This is a genomic window from Oceaniglobus sp. K40-3 (assembly GCF_055808395.1).
In genome coordinates this window covers 457,985-476,254 of record NZ_CM147868.1, presented here as the reverse complement: position 1 = coordinate 476,254, position 18,270 = coordinate 457,985, and the positions used below count along the sequence as shown (strand labels likewise).

The 18,270-nt window shown below is 61.2% G+C and carries 17 protein-coding genes; 7 read left to right on the top strand and 10 right to left on the bottom strand.

Going from position 1 to position 18,270, the window contains the following annotated elements:
* The first annotated feature begins 10 nt into the window (after positions 1-10).
* The 7 genes from phnA (at position 11) to AC0L7P_RS02490 (ending at position 9,407) form a co-directional block, all read left to right on the top strand.
* Positions 11-1,261 carry a phosphonoacetate hydrolase gene (gene phnA / locus AC0L7P_RS02520; protein WP_473434347.1) on the top strand — a complete coding sequence of 417 codons (1,251 nt, stop codon included), beginning with the start codon at positions 11-13 and terminating at the stop codon, positions 1,259-1,261.
* Positions 1,262-1,276: 15 nt separating this feature from the next.
* A complete protein-coding gene (gene phnY, locus AC0L7P_RS02515) occupies positions 1,277-2,728 on the top strand; it encodes a phosphonoacetaldehyde dehydrogenase (RefSeq protein WP_473434346.1) in 1,452 nt (483 codons plus the stop codon).
* Positions 2,729-2,807: 79 nt separating this feature from the next.
* Complete coding sequence (gene pbfA / locus AC0L7P_RS02510) at positions 2,808-4,157, top strand: (R)-1-hydroxy-2-aminoethylphosphonate ammonia-lyase (protein WP_473434345.1); 1,350 nt, start codon at positions 2,808-2,810, stop codon at positions 4,155-4,157.
* Entirely contained in the window at positions 4,154-4,993 is an 840-nt protein-coding gene (locus AC0L7P_RS02505; protein ID WP_473434344.1) for an EamA family transporter, read from the top strand. Before pbfA ends, AC0L7P_RS02505 begins: the two co-directional genes overlap by 4 nt.
* Positions 4,994-5,210: 217 nt before the next feature.
* Complete coding sequence (locus tag AC0L7P_RS02500; RefSeq protein WP_473434343.1) at positions 5,211-6,233, top strand: putative 2-aminoethylphosphonate ABC transporter substrate-binding protein; 1,023 nt, start codon at positions 5,211-5,213, stop codon at positions 6,231-6,233.
* A gap of 77 nt (positions 6,234-6,310) precedes the next feature.
* Positions 6,311-7,402, top strand: coding sequence for a putative 2-aminoethylphosphonate ABC transporter ATP-binding protein (locus AC0L7P_RS02495; protein ID WP_473434342.1), 1,092 nt, complete (start codon positions 6,311-6,313; stop codon positions 7,400-7,402).
* 1 nt (position 7,403) lies between these two features.
* Positions 7,404-9,407, top strand: coding sequence for a putative 2-aminoethylphosphonate ABC transporter permease subunit (locus AC0L7P_RS02490; protein WP_473434341.1), 2,004 nt, complete (start codon positions 7,404-7,406; stop codon positions 9,405-9,407).
* Positions 9,408-9,438: 31 nt separating this feature from the next.
* On the opposite strand, the gene scpB is transcribed toward AC0L7P_RS02490, so the two are convergent.
* The 10 genes from scpB to bcsA form a co-directional block, all read right to left on the bottom strand.
* Positions 9,439-10,023, bottom strand: a complete 585-nt coding sequence (gene scpB / locus AC0L7P_RS02485; protein ID WP_473434340.1) for an SMC-Scp complex subunit ScpB — start codon at positions 10,021-10,023, stop codon at positions 9,439-9,441.
* 2 nt (positions 10,024-10,025) lie between these two features.
* Positions 10,026-10,961, bottom strand: a complete 936-nt coding sequence (locus tag AC0L7P_RS02480) for a DUF1403 family protein (protein WP_473434339.1) — start codon at positions 10,959-10,961, stop codon at positions 10,026-10,028.
* Positions 10,930-11,691 (bottom strand): tetratricopeptide repeat protein, encoded by a 762-nt coding sequence (locus AC0L7P_RS02475; RefSeq protein WP_473434338.1) that lies wholly within the window; start codon positions 11,689-11,691, stop codon positions 10,930-10,932. The genes AC0L7P_RS02480 and AC0L7P_RS02475 overlap by 32 nt, the downstream gene beginning before the upstream one ends.
* A 69-nt stretch (positions 11,692-11,760) precedes the next feature.
* A complete protein-coding gene (locus AC0L7P_RS02470; RefSeq protein ID WP_473434337.1) occupies positions 11,761-12,291 on the bottom strand; it encodes a hypothetical protein in 531 nt (176 codons plus the stop codon).
* Positions 12,292-12,383: 92 nt separating this feature from the next.
* Positions 12,384-12,587 carry a hypothetical protein gene (locus AC0L7P_RS02465; protein WP_473434336.1) on the bottom strand — a complete coding sequence of 68 codons (204 nt, stop codon included), beginning with the start codon at positions 12,585-12,587 and terminating at the stop codon, positions 12,384-12,386.
* A complete protein-coding gene (locus tag AC0L7P_RS02460; protein ID WP_473434335.1) occupies positions 12,584-13,693 on the bottom strand; it encodes a family 8 glycosyl hydrolase in 1,110 nt (369 codons plus the stop codon). Before AC0L7P_RS02460 ends, AC0L7P_RS02465 begins: the two co-directional genes overlap by 4 nt.
* Positions 13,690-14,163, bottom strand: coding sequence for a hypothetical protein (locus tag AC0L7P_RS02455; RefSeq protein ID WP_473434334.1), 474 nt, complete (start codon positions 14,161-14,163; stop codon positions 13,690-13,692). The genes AC0L7P_RS02460 and AC0L7P_RS02455 overlap by 4 nt, the downstream gene beginning before the upstream one ends.
* Positions 14,164-14,290: 127 nt before the next feature.
* On the bottom strand, positions 14,291-15,721 hold the full coding sequence (locus AC0L7P_RS02450) for a cellulose biosynthesis cyclic di-GMP-binding regulatory protein BcsB (RefSeq protein WP_473434333.1): 1,431 nt from the start codon (positions 15,719-15,721) through the stop codon (positions 14,291-14,293).
* A gap of 2 nt (positions 15,722-15,723) precedes the next feature.
* A complete protein-coding gene (locus tag AC0L7P_RS02445) occupies positions 15,724-15,945 on the bottom strand; it encodes a hypothetical protein (protein ID WP_473434332.1) in 222 nt (73 codons plus the stop codon).
* Positions 15,945-18,248 (bottom strand): UDP-forming cellulose synthase catalytic subunit, encoded by a 2,304-nt coding sequence (gene bcsA, locus AC0L7P_RS02440; protein WP_473434331.1) that lies wholly within the window; start codon positions 18,246-18,248, stop codon positions 15,945-15,947. The genes AC0L7P_RS02445 and bcsA overlap by 1 nt, the downstream gene beginning before the upstream one ends.
* Positions 18,249-18,270: the final 22 nt, after the last annotated feature.

Sequence of the window (18,270 nt, the reverse complement as noted above, 5' to 3'; positions counted from 1 at the left end):
TTAACCGAGAATGAACGTTTCTTCCCACGCCCCCGTTATGGCAAACGACCGCAGCTATCCCTGGCCCAAGGTCACGGCGATCGCCATTTGCCTTGATGGCTGTGAACCGGAATACCTGACTCAGGCGATTGCCAAGGGCCTGATGCCGACGCTCAAGCGGATGCGTGAAACCGGGACCGACCGTCTGGCCCATTCGGTGATCCCGTCGTTTACCAACCCCAACAACCTGTCCATCGCCACCGGGCGCCCCCCGGCGGTGCATGGGATTTGCGGCAATTACCTGTACGAACCGGAAACCGGCGAAGAAGTGATGATGAACGACGTGCGGTTCCTGCGCGCGCCGACCGTGTTTTCCAAATTCTATGACGCCGGCGCGCGGGTGGCGATTGTCACCGCCAAAGACAAGCTGCGCGCGCTGTTGGGGGCGGGGCTGAAATTTGACGATGACCGCGCCAAATGTTTTTCCGCCGAGAAATCCGACACCTCAACGGCAGCCGAACATGGGCAGGACGCGGCCAGCCAATGGTTGGGTATGGCGCAGCCCGAGGTATATTCTGCCGAGCTTTCCGAGTTCGTCTTTGCGGCTGGGGTCAAGCTTTTGGCGGAATGGAAGCCGGACGTGATGTATCTGACAACCACCGATTATGTTCAGCACAAATACGCCCCCCATCAGCCCGAAGCCCAGGCGTTTTACGAAATGTTTGACCGCTATCTTGCCCAGCTTGATGAGATGGGCGCGGCGATTGTGGTAACCGCCGATCACGGGATGAAACCCAAGCATGACGCCAATGGCGCCCCTTCGGTCATCTATGTTCAGGATCTGCTGGATGAATGGCTGGGCGAGGCGGCAGCGCGTGTTATTCTGCCGATCACCGACCCCTATGTCGTTCACCATGGTGCGTTGGGTGGTTTTGGCACGGCCTATTTGCCCAAGGGCACCGATACCGCCGATATCATCGCCCGTCTGGCCGCACGGCCCGAAATCCTGGAGGTGATGGACAAGGCCGAAGCGGTGAAACGCTTTGAGCTTCCGGCGGATCGGATCGGTGACATCGTCATGATCTCGACCGAAAATATGACCATCGGCACCTCGGCGCACCGGCACGACCTTGCCGCGCTGAACGAACCCCTGCGCAGCCATGGCGGCCTGACCGAACAAGAGGTGCCCTTTATCGTCAACCGCGTGATGGACCTGCCGAACGAACCGGTTTTGCGCAATTTCGATGCGTTCTTCTATGCCACCACGGCAGCGGCGCTTTGATGGGAAAGGTTAATCATGACCGACAGGTTTGAACCGCGCGTCGAGGGCATGCGCATCGGTGGAGAGATCGTTTTCACCGATGATGTGATCGAAGTGCATTACCCCTATACAGATGAGGTGATCGGCAGTGTTCCCGCCGGCAAGGCGGAACATGCCCGCCGCGCGTTCGAGATTGCAGCGGCCTATAAACCAAGTCTGAGCCGCTATGAGCGCAGCCAGATCCTGCAACGGGCAGAAGTGTTGATTGGTGAACGGCGTGAATATCTGGCCAAATGGCTGGTGCTGGAGCTGGGCATCTGCCACCAGCACGCGCTGTATGAAACCAGGCGCGCGCAGGATGTCTATCAATTCGCCGCGCAACAGGCGCTGATGGATGACGGCGAGATTTTCTCGTGCGATCTGACCCATAATGGCAAACAACGAAAGATATTTACCAAACGCGAACCTGTCCGGGCCATTTCCGCGATTACGCCGTTCAATCACCCGCTGAACATGGTCAGCCACAAAATTGCGCCGTCGATTGCGACGAACAATTGCATGGTGTGCAAGCCGACCGAACTGACGCCGCTGACGGCCATCGCGCTGGCCGATATTCTCTATGAGGCTGGGTTGCCGCCAGAGATGTTCCAGATCGTGACCGGCTGGCCCGGGGACATCGGCGAAGAGATGATGGTGAACCCGAACATCGACATCATCACCTTTACCGGCGGCGTGCCGGTGGGCAAACTGATCGCGTCCAAGGCGGGCTATACCCGGCAGGCGTTGGAACTGGGCGGCAATGACCCGCTGATCATCTGTAACGACCTGAGCGACGCCGATCTGGAAAAGGCGGCAACGATTGCCGTGGCGGGGGCGACGGGAAATTCCGGTCAACGCTGCACCGCGATCAAACGCATTCTGGTACAACAAAGCGTGGCGGACCGGTTCGTTCCCATGGTTCTGGCCAAGGCGAAAGCGGTCAAATTCGGCGACCCGCAAGACCCCGCGACCGAACTTGGCTGTGTGATCCATGCGCAGGCCGCCGAGCTGTTTGAAAAGCGGGTGTTCATGGCCGAGGAAGACGGCGCCAAGATCCTTTATCACCCCGGTCGCAAGGGCGCGCTGTTGCCCCCCATCGTGGTTGATCATGTGCCCCATGACAGCGAATTGGTGATGGAAGAAACCTTTGGCCCGATCATCCCCATCGTGCGCGTGCCCGATGATGATGCGGCGGTGATGGACATTTCCAACGCAACTCCGTTTGGCCTGTCGTCGGGGGTTTGCACCAATGATCTGCATCGCGCGATTGCCTATATCAACGGGCTGGATGTTGGCACCTGCAATATCTGGGAACAGCCGGGGTATCGGATCGAAATGTCGCCCTTCGGGGGGATCAAGGATTCGGGCAATGCGGTAAAGGAAGGCGTGGTCGAGGCGATGAAGTTCTTTACCAACGTCAAAACCTATTCCCTGCCCTGGCCGGACTAGGGCAATCGTATCTCCCTGCACCTGACGCGGCCCCATCATGGGGCCGCGATTTTGCGTTTCAAGACCAAAGGTTTGAGCAATGAAAATCACCCACACCGAGGGCGAGTCAAACCAATCGGCCGCGCGGCGCGCCTGGGCGGCCAAACACCCCGATGCTGCCACCCGTGATCTGTTGGCGCGCGACGCCGATGCCTTTGTGCATCAATCCCTGTCGTCGCCCTGCGTTTCGACCATCGCCAAGGCCGAAGGCATCTGGATCGAGGACACGGCAGGCCGCCGTTATATGGATTTTCACGGCAATTCCGTGCATCATATCGGCTATGGCCACCCGCGCCTGATTGCGGCGATCAAGGATCAGCTTGACACTCTGCCCTTTGCGCCGCGCCGTTTCGCCAACGAACCGGCGGTGGATCTGGCCGAAAAGCTGGCGGCGATTGCGCCCGGTGATCTGTCGAAGGTGTTGTTGACGACCGGCGGGTCGGATGCGAACGAGGTGGCCCTGAAAATCGCCCGTGCCGCAACCGGACGGTTCAAGACCGTCAGCTTTTGGGATGCGTTCCACGGCGCCGGCTTTGGCGCGGCAAGCGTGGGGGGCGAGGCGACATTCCGCAGCCATATCGCCGGGCCATTGATGACCGGAACCGAGCATGTCGCGCCCTTCAACTGTTATCGCTGCCCCTATAATCACCCGGGGCCGGAAAGCTGCGGGCTGGCCTGCGCCGGGATGATTGACTTTGTGCTGGGCCGCGAAACCGATGTGGCGGCGGTGATTGCCGAACCCATGCGCGCGGTGCCGATCGTGCCGCCGCCCGGGTTCTGGAAACAGGTGCGCGCGGCCTGCAACCGGCACGGCGCCCTTTTGATCATGGATGAAATTCCAACCGGATTGGGCAAAACGGGCCGCATGTTTGCCTTTGACCACGACGATATTATCCCTGACATTGTGACCCTGGGCAAGGCGCTGGGCGGTGGCATTTTGCCCATCGCTGCCGTGATCGCCCGCAAGGATCTGGATGTTTGCGGGGATTTTGCCATCGGCCATTATACCCACGAGAAAAACCCCGTTACCGCGCGGGCGGCCCTGACCACCTTGCAGATCATCGAAGATGAGGGGCTGGTCGAGCGGAGCGCGACCCTGGGCGCATACGCGCTGGAACGGTTGCAGGATTTTGCCCCCCGCAGCCCTTTTGTGGGCGATGTGCGGGGCAGGGGGTTGATGTTCGGGGTGGAAATCGTCAGGGACCGGACCAGCAAGGCCGAGGCGCGCGACCGGGCCGAACGCATATATTACCGCTGCCTTGAAGCGGGCCTGTCGTTCAAGATCAGCGCGGGGTGCGTGCTGACGTTATCGCCGCCCCTGACCATAGGGCGCGAGGATCTCGATCGCGCGCTGACCATCGTGGAAACTGCCATTCTGGCTGAAACATGACCGCTGTTGCCCTTGGTATCGTGTTGTTCTCGGCGCTGTTGCACGCGGGCTGGAATGCGATGTTGAAAGCGGTGGATGACCGGGCCGGGGTTCTGGGGGCGGTGTCGCTGGTTCATGCGCTGGCCGGGGTGGTGCTGATTTCCATATCCCCGATTCCTGCGATGGCAAGCTGGCCGTCGATCCTTGTTTCGACGGTCGTGCATTATGGGTATTATCTGTTGTTGTTCCGTGCCTATCGCCATGGCGATCTGAGCCAAGTTTACCCCATATCGCGCGGGCTTGCCCCGGCCATCGTTGCGTTTTCGGCCTGGGTTCTGATCGGTGAGGAGTTGGTGCCGCTGGCGGTGACGGGGCTGGTGGCCATCACGGCGGGGATTTGCCTTTTGGCGTTTCAGCGCGGCGCGGCCACGGCACCGCGCAGCACACTCGGGTTTGCCATCCTGCTGGGCCTGTGTATCGGCACCTATTCAACGGCGGATGGCATCGGCATACGAGAGGCGGGAACAGCCACGGGATACATGGGCTGGCTGTTTTTATTCGAGGCGCCGGTGCCGCTTGCCATCGCGCTTCATCGGCGCCGGAACCGGGGGCATTTTGCGCCGCGCACGTTGATCCTTGGGGTGATGGGCGGGATGGCGGCGGTCATGGCCTATGGGTTGGTCCTTTATGTAAAAACCTTTGCCCCGCTTGGTGCGGTGTCGGCGGTGCGCGAATCCAGCGTCATAATCGCGGCCCTGATCGGAGTTGTGTTCTTTGGCGAACGGCCATGGCAGGGCCGTATCATTGCGGCCTGTGTCGTTGCATTGGGCGTTGTGGCGTTATCTTGGGCAGCATGAGTACGACCTATAAGTATAGACTACTAAATGATAAAATAAATAGATTTTACTTATTGTTAAAGGGTTCCCAAACTCCTCTCAGAGAAGGCCCTTTTCTGTGTCATCCTTCTGTCGCAAGATGATTGTACTAGGGATCTGATCCACCACGGGGGAAATGCCGGGATCACTGGCGCAAATACCTCCGATACATAACATCCAACCCAACAGGGGAATGACCATGACCAAGACCACCATACTGGGCCTGACCGTAGCGGTCTCTGCGCTCATCGCCAATGCTGCCTTTGCTGAAACCGAACTGACGGTTTACACCGCCGTCGAGGCCGAAGATCTTGCCCGCTATGCCGCGACCTTCAACGAGGATCACCCGGATATCAAAATCAACTGGGTCCGCGATTCAACCGGGGTCATCACGGCCAAGCTTTTGGCGGAAAAGAATAACCCGCACGCCGATGTGATTTGGGGCGTTTCCGCAACCTCGCTTTTGGTGTTCAAGACGGAAGACATGCTGGCCCCATATGCGCCCGCAGGGCTGGACAAGCTGTCGCCCAAAATGCGCGATTCCGACAACCCGCCGTCATGGGTCGGGGCCGATGCCTATGTTGCCGCGATCTGTTACAACACGATCGAAGGTGAAAAATTGGGCCTGACGGCGCCGACAAGTTGGATGGACCTGACAAAGCCGGAATATGCGGGCCATGTGGTCATGCCGAATCCTGCGTCTTCCGGCACTGGTTTCCTTGATGTGTCTGCCTGGTTGCAGATTTTTGGAGAAGACAAGGGCTGGGAATTTATGGACGGCCTGCACCAGAATATCAGCGCCTATACCCATTCGGGGTCCAAGCCTTGTAAAATGGCGGCGGCCGGGGAAACGACAATCGGCGTTTCCTTCGCCTTCCGGGGCGCGAAATCCAAGGGCGATGGTGCGCCGCTTGACATCATTGTACCAACCGAAGGCGTTGGTTGGGATGCAGAGGCGAGCGCGATCGTTGCGGGCACGGCCAACGAGGAAGCCGCAAAAACGCTGCTGGATTGGTCGATCACGCCCAAAGCGATGGAAATGTACAATGTCGGTTTTGCCGTTCTGGCCGTTCCCGGCATTGCCAAGAAAGTCGAATTCTATCCTGACAACATAGAAGATGCGATGATCGACAATGACTTCGAATGGGCGGCCAATAACCGCGCCAAGATCCTCGAAGAATGGTCCAAGCGGTACGACACCAAGTCCGAACCCAAGGGTTAACACGTTTCGCCTGAACCTGACACTGAGGGGCGCTGTACGGCGGCGTCCCTTCCTTTGCCCTTCCCGGAAAGCCAAACATGCCAGACAATGCCGAAAGTTACCTGAAAATAAACGAACTGTGGAAGGCGTTTGGCACTTTCGTTGCACTGAAAGACATCAATCTCGACATTGGGAAGGGCGAATTCATCTGCTTTCTCGGCCCCTCGGGATGCGGCAAAACCACACTTTTGCGCGCCGTGGCGGGGTTGGACCCGCAAACGCGCGGTCAGATTCATCAGGGCGGTCAGGATATTTCTGCTTTGCCCACCTCGAAACGTGACTACGGGATCGTGTTTCAATCCTATGCCCTGTTCCCCAACCTGACGGTCACCCGCAACGTGGCGTTCGGGTTGGAAAACACCGGCCGCCCCAAATCAGAGATCAGGAAACGGGTGGCCGACCTTCTCGAACTGGTCGGTTTGCCCGAACAGGCCGAAAAATACCCGGCTCAGCTTTCAGGTGGCCAGCAACAGCGCATCGCCCTTGCCCGTGCCCTTGCGATCAATCCCGGGCTTTTGCTGCTGGATGAACCGCTTTCAGCGCTGGATGCCAAGGTGCGTGTTCATTTGCGGCATGAAATCAAGGATTTGCAGCGCAAGCTTGGCGTGACAACAATCATGGTGACCCACGATCAGGAAGAGGCGCTGTCCATGGCCGACCGCATCGTGGTGATGAACCACGGCACGGTCGAACAGATCGGCACGCCGGCCGAGATTTACCGTGAACCCGCCTCGTTGTTTGTCGCTGACTTTATTGGCGAAACGAACAAAGTCACCACCACATATCGCGGCGGGCGGGTCACGTTCGGCTCGGTTTCGCTGGCCACTGAAATGCAGGGCGTGGCCGAAGGGGCCGCCGTCACCGTGGCTGTGAGGCCCGAAGACGTGGTGCCGCATCTGTCAACAGCGGACGGGGATGGCGCGGCAAACCTGTTGTCGGCGCGGCTGGTCGACATGGAGTTTCTTGGCTCTTTCTGGCGTTGCCATCTGCAATCCGACATTCTGGGCGGGCAGGAACTCATCGCCAATTTCTCGGTCAATGCGGTGCGGCGGCTGGATCTGAAACCGGGGTTGAAAATGGCAGTGGAACTGCCGGCGGAACGGGTTCTTGTCTTTGCGGAAGGGGCCTAGGATGTCGGATACAAGCCTTCCTCCCGGCCGCGCCGTCACCCTGAAACTGGACCGGGACGGCGCGATAAAGCGCGCCTTTATGGCGGTGATCGCGCTATACCTGATCGTGGCGCTGGCGCTGCCGCTTTATACCATGCTGTCCAAAAGCTTTGTGACCTATGGGTTTGACCTTGATCGTTATGAATTTCAGGTCAGCGACGACGCCGGCACTTTCGGCCCGCCGCAAACCGCAGCGGCGATCAATGCGCGTCTGGGCGTGTTTACCCCCAAGGATCTGGCATCCACCTCGGATGGGCGGCTTGCGGCGACTGAATTTTTCCCGGATTTCAGTTTTCGCAGCCCGGTGAAATACCGCATTCGCGGCACTGTCCCGGATGCGCCCTATCTTGTCGGGTTGGATCTGCGAAATACGACCGACTGGAAAGAGTTCGACGGCAACACCTTTCGCCGTATCAACCTGCGCCCGGTGCAATCGGTGGGGACGCAGAACTATGCCGAGTATTTTTCGAACCCGGCCCTGTTTTCGTCGATCGAGAATTCTCTTTTCATTGCGCTGATCAGCACCGTGCTGACCGTGACGGCGGCTTTTGGGTTTGCCTATGCGCTGAATCGCAGCCTGATGCGGTTCAAGGGGTTTTTCAAACTGGTTGCGATGATGCCCATCCTTGTGCCGTCGCTGTTGCCGGGAATCGCGCTGATCTATCTGTTTGGCAATCAGGGGATGCTGAAATCCGTCATGATGGGGCAGAGCATTTATGGGCCGATCGGCATCGTTATCGGATCGGTGTTTTTCACCTTTCCCCATGCGATGATCATCATCACCACCGCGCTTTCCATCGCGGATCAGCGCCAGTACGAGGCGGCGGAATCCCTGCGCGCCAGCAAATGGCGAACATTCTGGACAGTCACGATTCCCGGTGCGCGCTATGGTCTGATTTCGGCGGCTTTCGTGACCTTTACTCTGGTTATCACCGATTTCGGCCTGCCCAAGGTGATCGGCGGGCAATATAATGTGTTGGCCATCGACATCTATAAACAGGTGATCGGCCAACAGAACTTTGAAATGGGCGCTGTGGTTTCGGTAATCCTGCTGATCCCGGCGATCCTGGCCTTTATCGTTGACCGACAGGTGCAGAAAAAGCAGGTATCGCTGCTGTCCGCCCGCTCTGTTCCCTATCAGCCGAAACCCAACAAGCAGCTTGAGATCCTCTGCCTGTTGTGGTGCGGGGCGATGGCGGTGTTCATTCTTGGGCTGATCCTTGTTTGTCAGTTCGCGGCGCTGGTGCAATTCTGGCCCTATAATCTGAACCTGACCCTGGGCAATTATGATTTCAACCGCACTGATGGTGGTGGCTGGGCGGCCTATCGCAACTCGATCCAACTGGGGGTGCTCACTGCCGTCATTGGCACGGTGATCGTGTTTGCCGGGGCCTATATGGTGGAAAAGATCGACGGATTCAGAACGGGGCGCGGTGTGTTTCAGTTTCTGGCGATGTTGCCCATGGCGGTGCCGGGGATGGTGCTCGGGCTGGCCTATATCTTTTTCTTCAATGATCCGGCGAACCCGCTGAACCCGATTTACGGCACGATGACGATCCTGGTGGTTTCGACCGTGACGCACTTTTACACGGTGGGGCATTTGACGGCGCTGACCGCGCTGAAGCAGATCGATGCCGAATTCGAACCGGTGGCAAGTTCCCTGCGCCAGCCCTTTTACCGTCTGTTCGTGCGTGTCACGGTGCCGGTCTGCCTGCCTGCAATCCTCGACATTTCGATCTATCTTTTCGTCAATGCGATGACGACGGTATCGGCGGTGGTGTTCCTTTACTCCACCCATACGGCGCTGGCGTCGGTTGCGGTGCTGAACATGGATGACGCGGGCGATATTGCCCCGGCGGCGGCGATGGGAATGATGATTTTCTATACCAATGCCGGGGCGCGCCTGCTGCATATGTTCGCCTCGCGCCGGATTCTGCGCAAAACCCAAAGCTGGCGTGGGGCATAGGCGCGCGCCAGCGGGGCCAGTACCCGCCGGATCACCCGGTCAGACCGGCATCTTCTAACCGTTCCCGGTCGGGCAGGTCGCGCAGGCTTGCCAGCCCGAAAGCCACCAGAAACTGATCGGTGGTCACATAGGTATATGGCGCGCCCGCACGGGGGCTGCGCGGCCCCATGGCAATCAGATCGCGGGCGCGCAGGCGGGCAATCAGATTGCGGCTGATGTCTTTGCCGAAAATGTCCTTTAACCCGTCCCGCGACAGGGGTTGGTGATAGGCGATGGCCGCCAGCACGGCGACCTCGAATTCATTCAGGTCAAACACCTGATCACCGATATCCGCCGCCGCCCGGATCGCAGGGCCAAAGCGCGGGCGGGTGCGCAACATCCAGCCACCGGCGACAGGAACCACCTCATAGGGGCGGCGCTGAAGCTCGATCCCGATATCCTCGATCAACAGATCCACCGAAACCCCGCGCCCCACAACCCGGGCCAGATCTTCGCGGGGCACCGGCGACGCGCTGGCAAACAGCACCGCTTCGATTCGGGCCATCCATTCCTGCCAGCGCAAGTTCTGCGGCAGATCGTTCAGTTCAGTGTCGAGCGGAGCGGGCGGGGGTGCCATCGTCAAAGCCCATAAAGCCGGAACGTCGGGCGCCCGGTCATCTCGTGGATGGCACCCAGATCGACCAACCGGTCACACAGCCGCCGGGCGGCGCGGTCGGTCATCGAAACCCTGCTCGCGCCGATCAGAGGCGACAGCATTCCCGAGGGCGAAACCGCATCATGGCTGAGAAACAGTGCCAGCGCCTCATGTGCCCCTTTCGCCCGCAGTTTTGGCCGGATCGCGCCCAGATGTGCGGCGCGGCGTTGCAGACCCGATGCCATCCGAAGGGCCGCGTCACCGCCTGCGATGATTGCGGTGTGGACGGCCAGCAGGGCGTCACCCTCGCCCATGGCCAGAGCGCGCACGTCGCGGCGCGCGATATGTGCCGCCAATAGCGGAACCGGCGCGCCCCAGCCAAGCGTCCGCGCCAGAACGACATCGGCCAGCATCAGTGCCGCCGCCTCTTGTCGGGGAAAACGATGCAGCACTGTCGCCAGGGTTTCCGCAGCGCAGGCCACAGGCGATCCCGACAGCGCAGGCAACAGATCGCCACCGGACATCTGCGCGGGAAGGCACCTTTGCAGACGGTCCTGCCAGGTGGAAGCGCGCAGATTGATCCGGGCCATGTGCCGCCAGCGCGCGAACATTTCGCCAGCCGGCCCCAAAGCATCCGCGCCCCGGGTCAGGCAAATCGCATCGCGAATGTCGGCCTCGCGTTCAGTCCGCCCTTCAAAGGCAAGGCTGCTGACCGCCGCCTTCAGGGCAAGCCGGTCACGCAGCAGGGCCACAGGCAGGGTATCACCCGGCCTGCGCACCGCAAGGTCCAGCATCGCCAGCGCGGCACCGGATGAAAATGTCACGGCGTCGCGCGTACCGCTTCGCGCGCTGGCAATCACCCATCCGGGCAACAGGGTGACCGGATGGTCATTCGGGGCAGGAACAATGCGGGCCTTCATGGCCCGACCATAGCCAATCACGGCGCTTATGCCAGAAACATTCCGAAAAACCGCCGCTACGGCGCTTCTCGGAATACCTGAAGTATTCACCATCACCCAACGCGTTGAAATCTGTGATTCCAGGCAGTGTTGGGTGATTCAGGTTTTTGGCAAAGTGCTTTAGCGAGCCCGCGTTGAGCGCCTTTCGGGTTTCGTCGGTGGCCAGAACATTGTGTAGCTGCTGAAACTGGGCGCGGGCCTGTTCCTTGTTGCCGGAACGCAGATAGGCATAGCCGCGCAACATCGCCAGATCACGGCGCAATCCGCCTTCTGCCTCTTCCAGGGCATTGAAATAATCAATCGCGGCCTGATTGTCTCCGGCGTTAAAGGCCTGAACGCCCCGCTGATCCAGGATGATCACCTCGGCATCGCGGCGTTGTTTGTCGGTCAGATCTGTCGCGGCGGCGATGCGGGCGGCGTCATCGGTCATGTCGCGTTTCAGAAACGATAGGGTCAAGCCGAACCGCGCGTCACGGGTCAGCGTTCCGCCCAGCCGACCGTTGGCCGCCGCCGAAAACAATGCCAAAGCTTCCAACGGGCGTTCCATGTTATAGGCGCACCAGGCCCGTTCATAGGCGATATCCAACGATTGCGGGCGGGTAGAGCGCGCCAGACAGTCGCGAAACGCCCCCCTTTGCGGCGGCGCGGGTGCTGGCCAGCCGCCGATCACCTGAACGGGGCAAAGATCCAAGCGCCGGCGCGGCAGCGGCCGAGGCAACAAGAGTACCGGCCGGTGTGTGTGACGCAGGCGGTTCCGTTGTTACGGTCCGGGGGGTGTTGCAGAGGCCGGTGTGCGCGCTGTTGGCGCGGGGCTGCGCGGTGTTGACGTGCGGGCCGCAGCCGGGGCCGCTGGTTGCGTCACGCCGCGCCCACGCCCTGCCAACAGGCGCCGTTCCAGGGCATCGAAGGTGGCGCCGTGGTTTGGAAACCGCTGTTTGGCAACACCGATCAGGCCCTGTAATTCGCTGTCTTTGCTGATCGTTTCGGCCTTTTCGATGGTCGCGACCAGATCGGGGATCGTGGTGCAGGCGTTGACAATCTGACGATAGGTGGCAAGCGCGCGGGCCGGATTGCCCGATGAGGTCTGCAATTCGGCCAGGTTCCAGGCATTGTTGATCCGATCACAGCGGAACAGCGCCGGGGTTTTCGCGCCGATTTTGGTGGCGGCCACGCCATCACGGGTGTTGATGGCCCGATCAAAACTTTCCTGCGCCTCGGCCAGGTCGATGGCCCGGGCCAGATCCGATGGCACCTGCCACCCGGGATAGCGCGCCTTGGTCTGTTGCAGCACCCGGCGCATGCCTTCGATGTCGCCGCGCCCGATGCGGGCATAGATATCGGCGATTTCGGTGGTTGGCCCGCCTTGTGTCTGTGCCAGCGATTTCAGGTCGGCGGGGGCGTCCAGCCGGGAAACTGGGTTTGCAGACGGCGGACTTCGGCCTTGATCGCGGCTGTGTCGTCTTGTTGGACATAAAACCGCAGCGCCCGCAGATCTTCTGAACCGGGCACGCTCTGGGCCAGTGCGGCGCCGGGCAGATGCAACAGGGTGGCGATAAGGGCGGCGGCAAGAACGGGGATCAGTTTCATAGTGGCACACACTCCGGAGCGGCGGTGATCTGGGCGATCAGCGCCATCAAATGAAGGGTTGCGGGATAATACGCCTGGTCGACCGTGCGATAGAGCGGAATTTCCGCCCCCCGCCCGTGGTCGGCGGCACAATCAATCAACGCGGCCAAAGCACCATAGCCCACATGGCGGCTGGTTTCGGTGACGTTGCCGGTTACCCGGTCCATCACCGTCGCAAAATTGCCCGGGGTTACGGCCCCGGTTGTTGCGGCCCGTCGATAGGCCTGAGCCTGACGCACCAGCGCAGGATGGGTGACATTGCCCGACCACAGCAGGAACAGCGGCACGCGCATCGCCTCGTATCCATTGTGATCGGCATGGTCGGGTGCGGCGAACATGCCGTTCGGCCCGACTCCGATCCAGTCGGGGATCAGGCCGGTGCGGGCCAGTTCGCTCATCAGTGTTTCGCCATCGGCGGCGCAGACGGCCAGATCCCGGGTGCCGGTGACGCGGGCCACTTCGCGCATGGCGCGGGGCATGTAATAGGACGGGTTGATAACCACCGTGCCGTCCTGTTCAAACCCCTGCGCGGCGGGCATGAACAACAACCGCCCCGACCCGTCGGGGGCGGGGCGCACGCAGGTGGCCACCAGATCACGCGCGATGGCCCCGGCCCGGTCAATCAGGGCGCCGCCCCCATCACGGGTGCCGCGGATCAGCAGCGCCCAGGCATAAAACAGATCACCATCCGAGGCGTTGTTCCGGTCGGGCACCGTTCCCGCCCCGGCCGGCAACCAGCGCCACGCCAACAGGGCATCGCTGCGGATTGCCAGATGTTGTTCGGTCCAGGAATAGATGGCGTCAAAGGTTGCGTCATCACCAAACAGCGCCGCCATCAACAGGCCATACCCCTGACTCTCGGAATGGCTGGCCCCGTCCTGCGGGCCGTCGATCACCCGGCCGTCGTCACTGAGAAAGGCCGCCTTCCATGCGGCCCAGGGCGCGGCCAGCAGATTGGCATCGCCCGACAGCGGCGTGGCGCCGTCGGTTTGCGCCCAAACGGCAAGGGGGTGGGCGGCGGCGGCAAGGGCCATGGTCAGGTGATGCAATGCGCGGCGTCTGTTCATCGTTTCCGCCTTCCTCTTGTGGTCACGACAAAAATCAACGCCAGCCCGACCGACAGGAAGGTCAGCCCGAACAGCACAAGCCCAAAATAGAACGGCGACCACGAGGCGTAATTGCCCGCCACATCGTGGAAATTGTTCAGTTGCAACGGCTCAAGCAACTGTGGCGGTGTGTTGCTGTCCCGCCAGCTTTGCCATTTCCCGGAGGGGGTAAGCAGCGACACCCGCCCCACCGGTCCTTGGGTTGCCAGCCGCGCCTGTGCCAGTTGCACCGAAATGTGCTGTAGATCGGCGTCGGGAGCAAAGATCAGCCACAGGTTTTGCGGGTCGTCGGCGGCGGGTTGCAACAGCATCGCCCTGGCCTGACGGTTGTGCAGCCAAACAGACAGGGTGCCGTCACCGGGCATGGCCAGTTGGCGCACCTCTTGAGGCAATGCACGCACCCAGTCGGGCAAGGCAAGGCGTTCGGCCATTGACGGATCGGGGGGCGCGGCGGGCTCTTCTTCCTCGGTCGGGGGGTCAGCACCTGGCCCAGTTCGCGCCGCGAAATGCCCAGTCCCCCGATCGGAACCAGCCCGAGATCGGCAGTATCAATCACGGTCAGGCTGGCGCCTTCGATCCGGGCGGTGCCGGCAATCGGGCGCAGGGCCGCTGCCAGCATCGTTGTCGTGTCGTCGTCGGCGGTAACGGGTTGCTCGCGCTGGGGGGGACAACCTGATCAGGACGCAACGCTGTCAGGGTCGGCCCCATCCCCGGCACGATCATGCGCGGGCTGGGCGGCACCTCAAGCGTAGAATCGGGATTGATCCGCAACAGGGGCGTTTCGATCGCCGGGCAGGGCAAATCTGGCGGATCGCCGGGGATGATGGCCACAAAGGTCACGGCATTCACGCCGGGGTGCAGCAACCGGGCGGGAAATCCGACATCCAGCCAGGGGCGTGGCTCCAGCGCGCCGCGATCCAGCGGCAGCAGCCGCACGGTGGTGTTGTTCACCTTGACCAGCATCAATGCGCCCTCGGGCAACCCGTCAGCAAAGTCATAAGCCAGCCGCAAAAGCCCCTTCTGGGATGCCAGAAGCAGCCAGTCGTCGGGCAGACGGAACCGCACGGGCAATTCGGAATAGCGGTTATAGGTTACCAGTTCACCGTCTTCGGTGCCGCTTTCACCCGGCTCGGGGGTCAGGGCGCGAAGGGGCGTTACCTTGCCCGGGGTCAGGGTGGGGTTGCCCGGCACCGGGGTTGGCAGAGGCAGCAACCCATCAAGGGGCGGCAGGCTGCCGTCCGGTCCGGCGGCCAGCACCAGCACCAGCGCCCCATCGGCCCCGCGGCGGACTTCGGCCAGGGGTGCGCCGTCGCGCAACACGGTGATGCGGGCGCGTTCGCGCCCCTCATCGGACGTACCATAAGGCGATTCATGACGCAGCACGACCGGCGCCCCATCGCGCAGCGCGGCCAGCCGCACGGAAAACCCGGCGAGCATTTCAGCATCCGCAGGGTCGGACAGCCGCACGGGCAAATCGCCACTCAGCGCCAGTTGCGCGCGTACGGCCAGGGCGAGACTGGCGGCATCGGTCGACAGATCCGCCGCGCTCAGCCGGGCGCCGCTGGCGTTGGTGTCGATCTCGGTCCAGACGGCAAAGGTGGCGTCGGGGCCACAAAAGATGCGATGGGCATGGCGCACGGTCACGGTGATCTGGTTGCGCCCCTCATGCAGCAGACTGCCGGGCAGCACGATGGGTTCGAACCCTTCAAAGGCACTGGGGCGCTGCGGGTCAAGGGCGGTGCCGTTCACGGTGATCTGCAACTGTGACTGGTCCGGCAGAACGTTGATGGCAATGCGATAGGCAAGCACCAGATCCGATGCCCCGGTGCCCGGAGGCAGATCGACAAAGAACCCGGCGCTTTGCACTTCGCCCGACAGGCGGATTATGCCGTCGATGGTGGGCCGGTCGGCGCGCAGGGGCAAAAGCATCGTCTGGGGCAGGGCGGTTGTTTCTGTCTCGGTCGCGGAGCTGCGGTCGTATTGCGGCACGCTTACCGGAACCTCGGGCAGTGGTTCGGCATCCGGGGGGGCGGTGTGATGGCGATTTCCGGCGCCGGTTCCTCGATGGTGTCGGGGGTTTCATCCGAAGGCGCCGGCAGATCAAGAACGGGGGCCAGATCAATCACCGGCACATCGTCGCTGGTGGCGGTCTGCGCATTGAGCGGCAGCGCCAGAACAAGGCTCAGGACGGCGGCAAGGGGGCGTAGGGCCATCACTGGTGCACCTCTCCGCTGTCGGCGGCGCTGCGCGCGAGCGGCGCCGCAGTGTCGAAACGGGCGGCATGTTCATCGCGGGCAATCGCATCGAGATCGACCCCGAACGCGAGCAGATGCACCGGTTTGTTGTCGGGCAGGGGGGCCGCGCCAAGGGCGGCGCGCCGCCCCGGTTCGCGGGCCAGATCCATGATCAGCGCCGGGAACCCGCTCAGGAACAACCACAGGGCATAGCCGAACCCGGGGATCATCCCCTTGCCCCGGGCGCTGGCGGCGCGAACCTTGCGCCAGTTTTCGCTGTCACCAAAGATCAGGAGCGCCACGGTTTGCTGGGCTGACATGTCCTGTTCGGCCTCGTGCAGCAGGTGAAGTATCTGCCCTTCATGGGTGCTGCGTACCCCCATCACCCGGGCCAGAATAGGCGCCGCAAGATGTTGGGATTCGGTGAAATGCGGGCAGAAATACACGTTCCTGTCCTTGAGTTGATGCACCAGATTGGCGCCGGGCGTGCCGGATTCAACCAGAATGCGCACGCCGCTGGTCGAAGCGTTGACGATTTTCACAGTCAGTTCATCTTCGGGCGCGGCCCCGATCCACATGGTGGCGGTGATGTCCGTATTTACCCGGGGTGATGCCCGGCGTTGCTGTTTTTCGGCGACGGCGCGATAGGCAATGGACACCAGAATGAAGTTGAATATCGCCCAGCCGCCGACAACGCCCAGCACCGCCCGGTCTCCCGGATATACCGCCCAGCGGATTCCCATGGCGACCAACCCGGCAAGCATCGCGATCCACAGGATCGTCAGGGGCCAATGGATAGGCGAGATGTAGTTTTCCTCGAGGGTTTCGTCCTTGGCGGTCACATTGAATTTGGCGCCACGTGGCCTGAGCATGGTGCGCACCACCGCCCGTACCAGATAGGGCGCCTGCGCCACTTCGTAGATTTCGGAAATCAATGGCCATCGCACACGGGCATAAAGCGCGTTCTGCACCAGGAACGACACCGCCAGATAGGTCAACATATAGGCCATGACATCGGGGAAGGTGGCCACGAAGATTTCGACACCGAAAAACAGGTAAACCAGTGGCACGAGAAGATAGGTCAGCCGGATCAGCGGAAAGAGCCAGAAGCTCATGGAATTGATATAGCACAGCCGCTGGGGCGCGCGCAGACCCCGGCGAAACAGCGGGTTTTTAAGGAACAGCATCTGCATCATGCCCGTCGCCCAGCGCCCGCGCTGTTCAATGAACGAGGCAAAGGTTTCAGGCTGCAACCCGGCAATCATGGCCCGGTCAAGATAGAGGCTCTTCCAGCCGCTGGAATGAATTTCCAACGCGGTTTCGGCATCTTCGGTGATGGTTTCCCCGGCAAAGCCGCCCACGCTGTCCAATGCCGCACGCCGCAACACGGCGGCTGATCCGCAAAAGAACGCCCCGCCCCAGCGATCCAGCCCGCGGTGGATGCAGGAATAGAACATTTCGTTTTCCGGCGGACATTCGGCGCTGAGTTGCAGATTGCGCTGGATCGGGTCGGGGTTGATGAAAAAGTGCGGCGTCTGCACCAGAAACAACTTTGGATCATCCGCGAAATACCCCACGGTCCGCGCCAGAAAATCGCGCGATGGCACATGGTCGGCATCGAACACCACCACCAGATCGCCGGTCAGATCCTCCATCGCGGCCGACATATTGCCGGCCTTGGCGTTTTCATTCCTTGCGCGGGTCGAATATTTTACGCCCAGTTCGGCGCAGAGCTTTTGCAGATCGGCGCGGCGTTTGCGCGATGCAGCGGCCAGCTCCGGGTCGGTGGAATTGCACCGTTGATCGGTGCCGCCATCATCGCACAGCACCACTGTTCGTTTGTCGGTGGGATAAACCATATTGCGGGCGGCGGCCAAAGTGATGCTCAGCATCTCGACCGGTTCGTTATAGGATGGCACCAGAATATCGACCGTGGGCAGTTTGTCTGGCGTGACCTGGGGCGGGAAGGGGCGCGCGGTCGGGTCAGCGTTGATGAACGCGTTCAGCATGAACACCAGAATCGAATAGGTTTCGACGACGAACAGCAATACCGCCACGGCAAAGGATACCGAAAGTGACGGATCGGGTATGGTTTCCAGCAGCCGCCACAGCCAGTATCGCATGACGATGACCGTCGCAGTGGCCAGCAACAAAAATCGCGGCACCATGCTGGAGGTAAAGGGTTTCAGCAGCGCCACCATGATAACGGCGGAAATGCCCAGAAACGCCTGCCCACCGGTTGAGGTGGGCACACTGACCAGGATGATGATCGGCATGCTCATCAGTGCCCATAGAATGAGAACC

Bases quoted from the DNA above. Each gene is read 5' to 3' on its own strand.
- AC0L7P_RS02480 (WP_473434339.1), bottom strand. From the start codon at position 10,961: ATGAAGGCCCGCATTGTTCCTGCCCCGAATGACCATCCGGTCACCCTG.
- AC0L7P_RS02505 (WP_473434344.1), top strand. From the start codon at position 4,154: ATGACCGCTGTTGCCCTTGGTATCGTGTTGTTCTCGGCGCTGTTGCAC.
- phnY (WP_473434346.1), top strand. From the start codon at position 1,277: ATGACCGACAGGTTTGAACCGCGCGTCGAGGGCATGCGCATCGGTGGA.
- pbfA (WP_473434345.1), top strand. From the start codon at position 2,808: ATGAAAATCACCCACACCGAGGGCGAGTCAAACCAATCGGCCGCGCGG.
- bcsA (WP_473434331.1), bottom strand. From the start codon at position 18,248: ATGAGCATGCCGATCATCATCCTGGTCAGTGTGCCCACCTCAACCGGT.
- AC0L7P_RS02465 (WP_473434336.1), bottom strand. From the start codon at position 12,587: ATGAAACTGATCCCCGTTCTTGCCGCCGCCCTTATCGCCACCCTGTTG.
- phnA (WP_473434347.1), top strand. From the start codon at position 11: ATGAACGTTTCTTCCCACGCCCCCGTTATGGCAAACGACCGCAGCTAT.
- scpB (WP_473434340.1), bottom strand. From the start codon at position 10,023: ATGGCACCCCCGCCCGCTCCGCTCGACACTGAACTGAACGATCTGCCG.
- AC0L7P_RS02495 (WP_473434342.1), top strand. From the start codon at position 6,311: ATGCCAGACAATGCCGAAAGTTACCTGAAAATAAACGAACTGTGGAAG.
- AC0L7P_RS02500 (WP_473434343.1), top strand. From the start codon at position 5,211: ATGACCAAGACCACCATACTGGGCCTGACCGTAGCGGTCTCTGCGCTC.
- AC0L7P_RS02445 (WP_473434332.1), bottom strand. From the start codon at position 15,945: ATGGCCCTACGCCCCCTTGCCGCCGTCCTGAGCCTTGTTCTGGCGCTG.
- AC0L7P_RS02490 (WP_473434341.1), top strand. From the start codon at position 7,404: ATGTCGGATACAAGCCTTCCTCCCGGCCGCGCCGTCACCCTGAAACTG.
- AC0L7P_RS02460 (WP_473434335.1), bottom strand. From the start codon at position 13,693: ATGAACAGACGCCGCGCATTGCATCACCTGACCATGGCCCTTGCCGCC.
- AC0L7P_RS02455 (WP_473434334.1), bottom strand. From the start codon at position 14,163: ATGGCCGAACGCCTTGCCTTGCCCGACTGGGTGCGTGCATTGCCTCAA.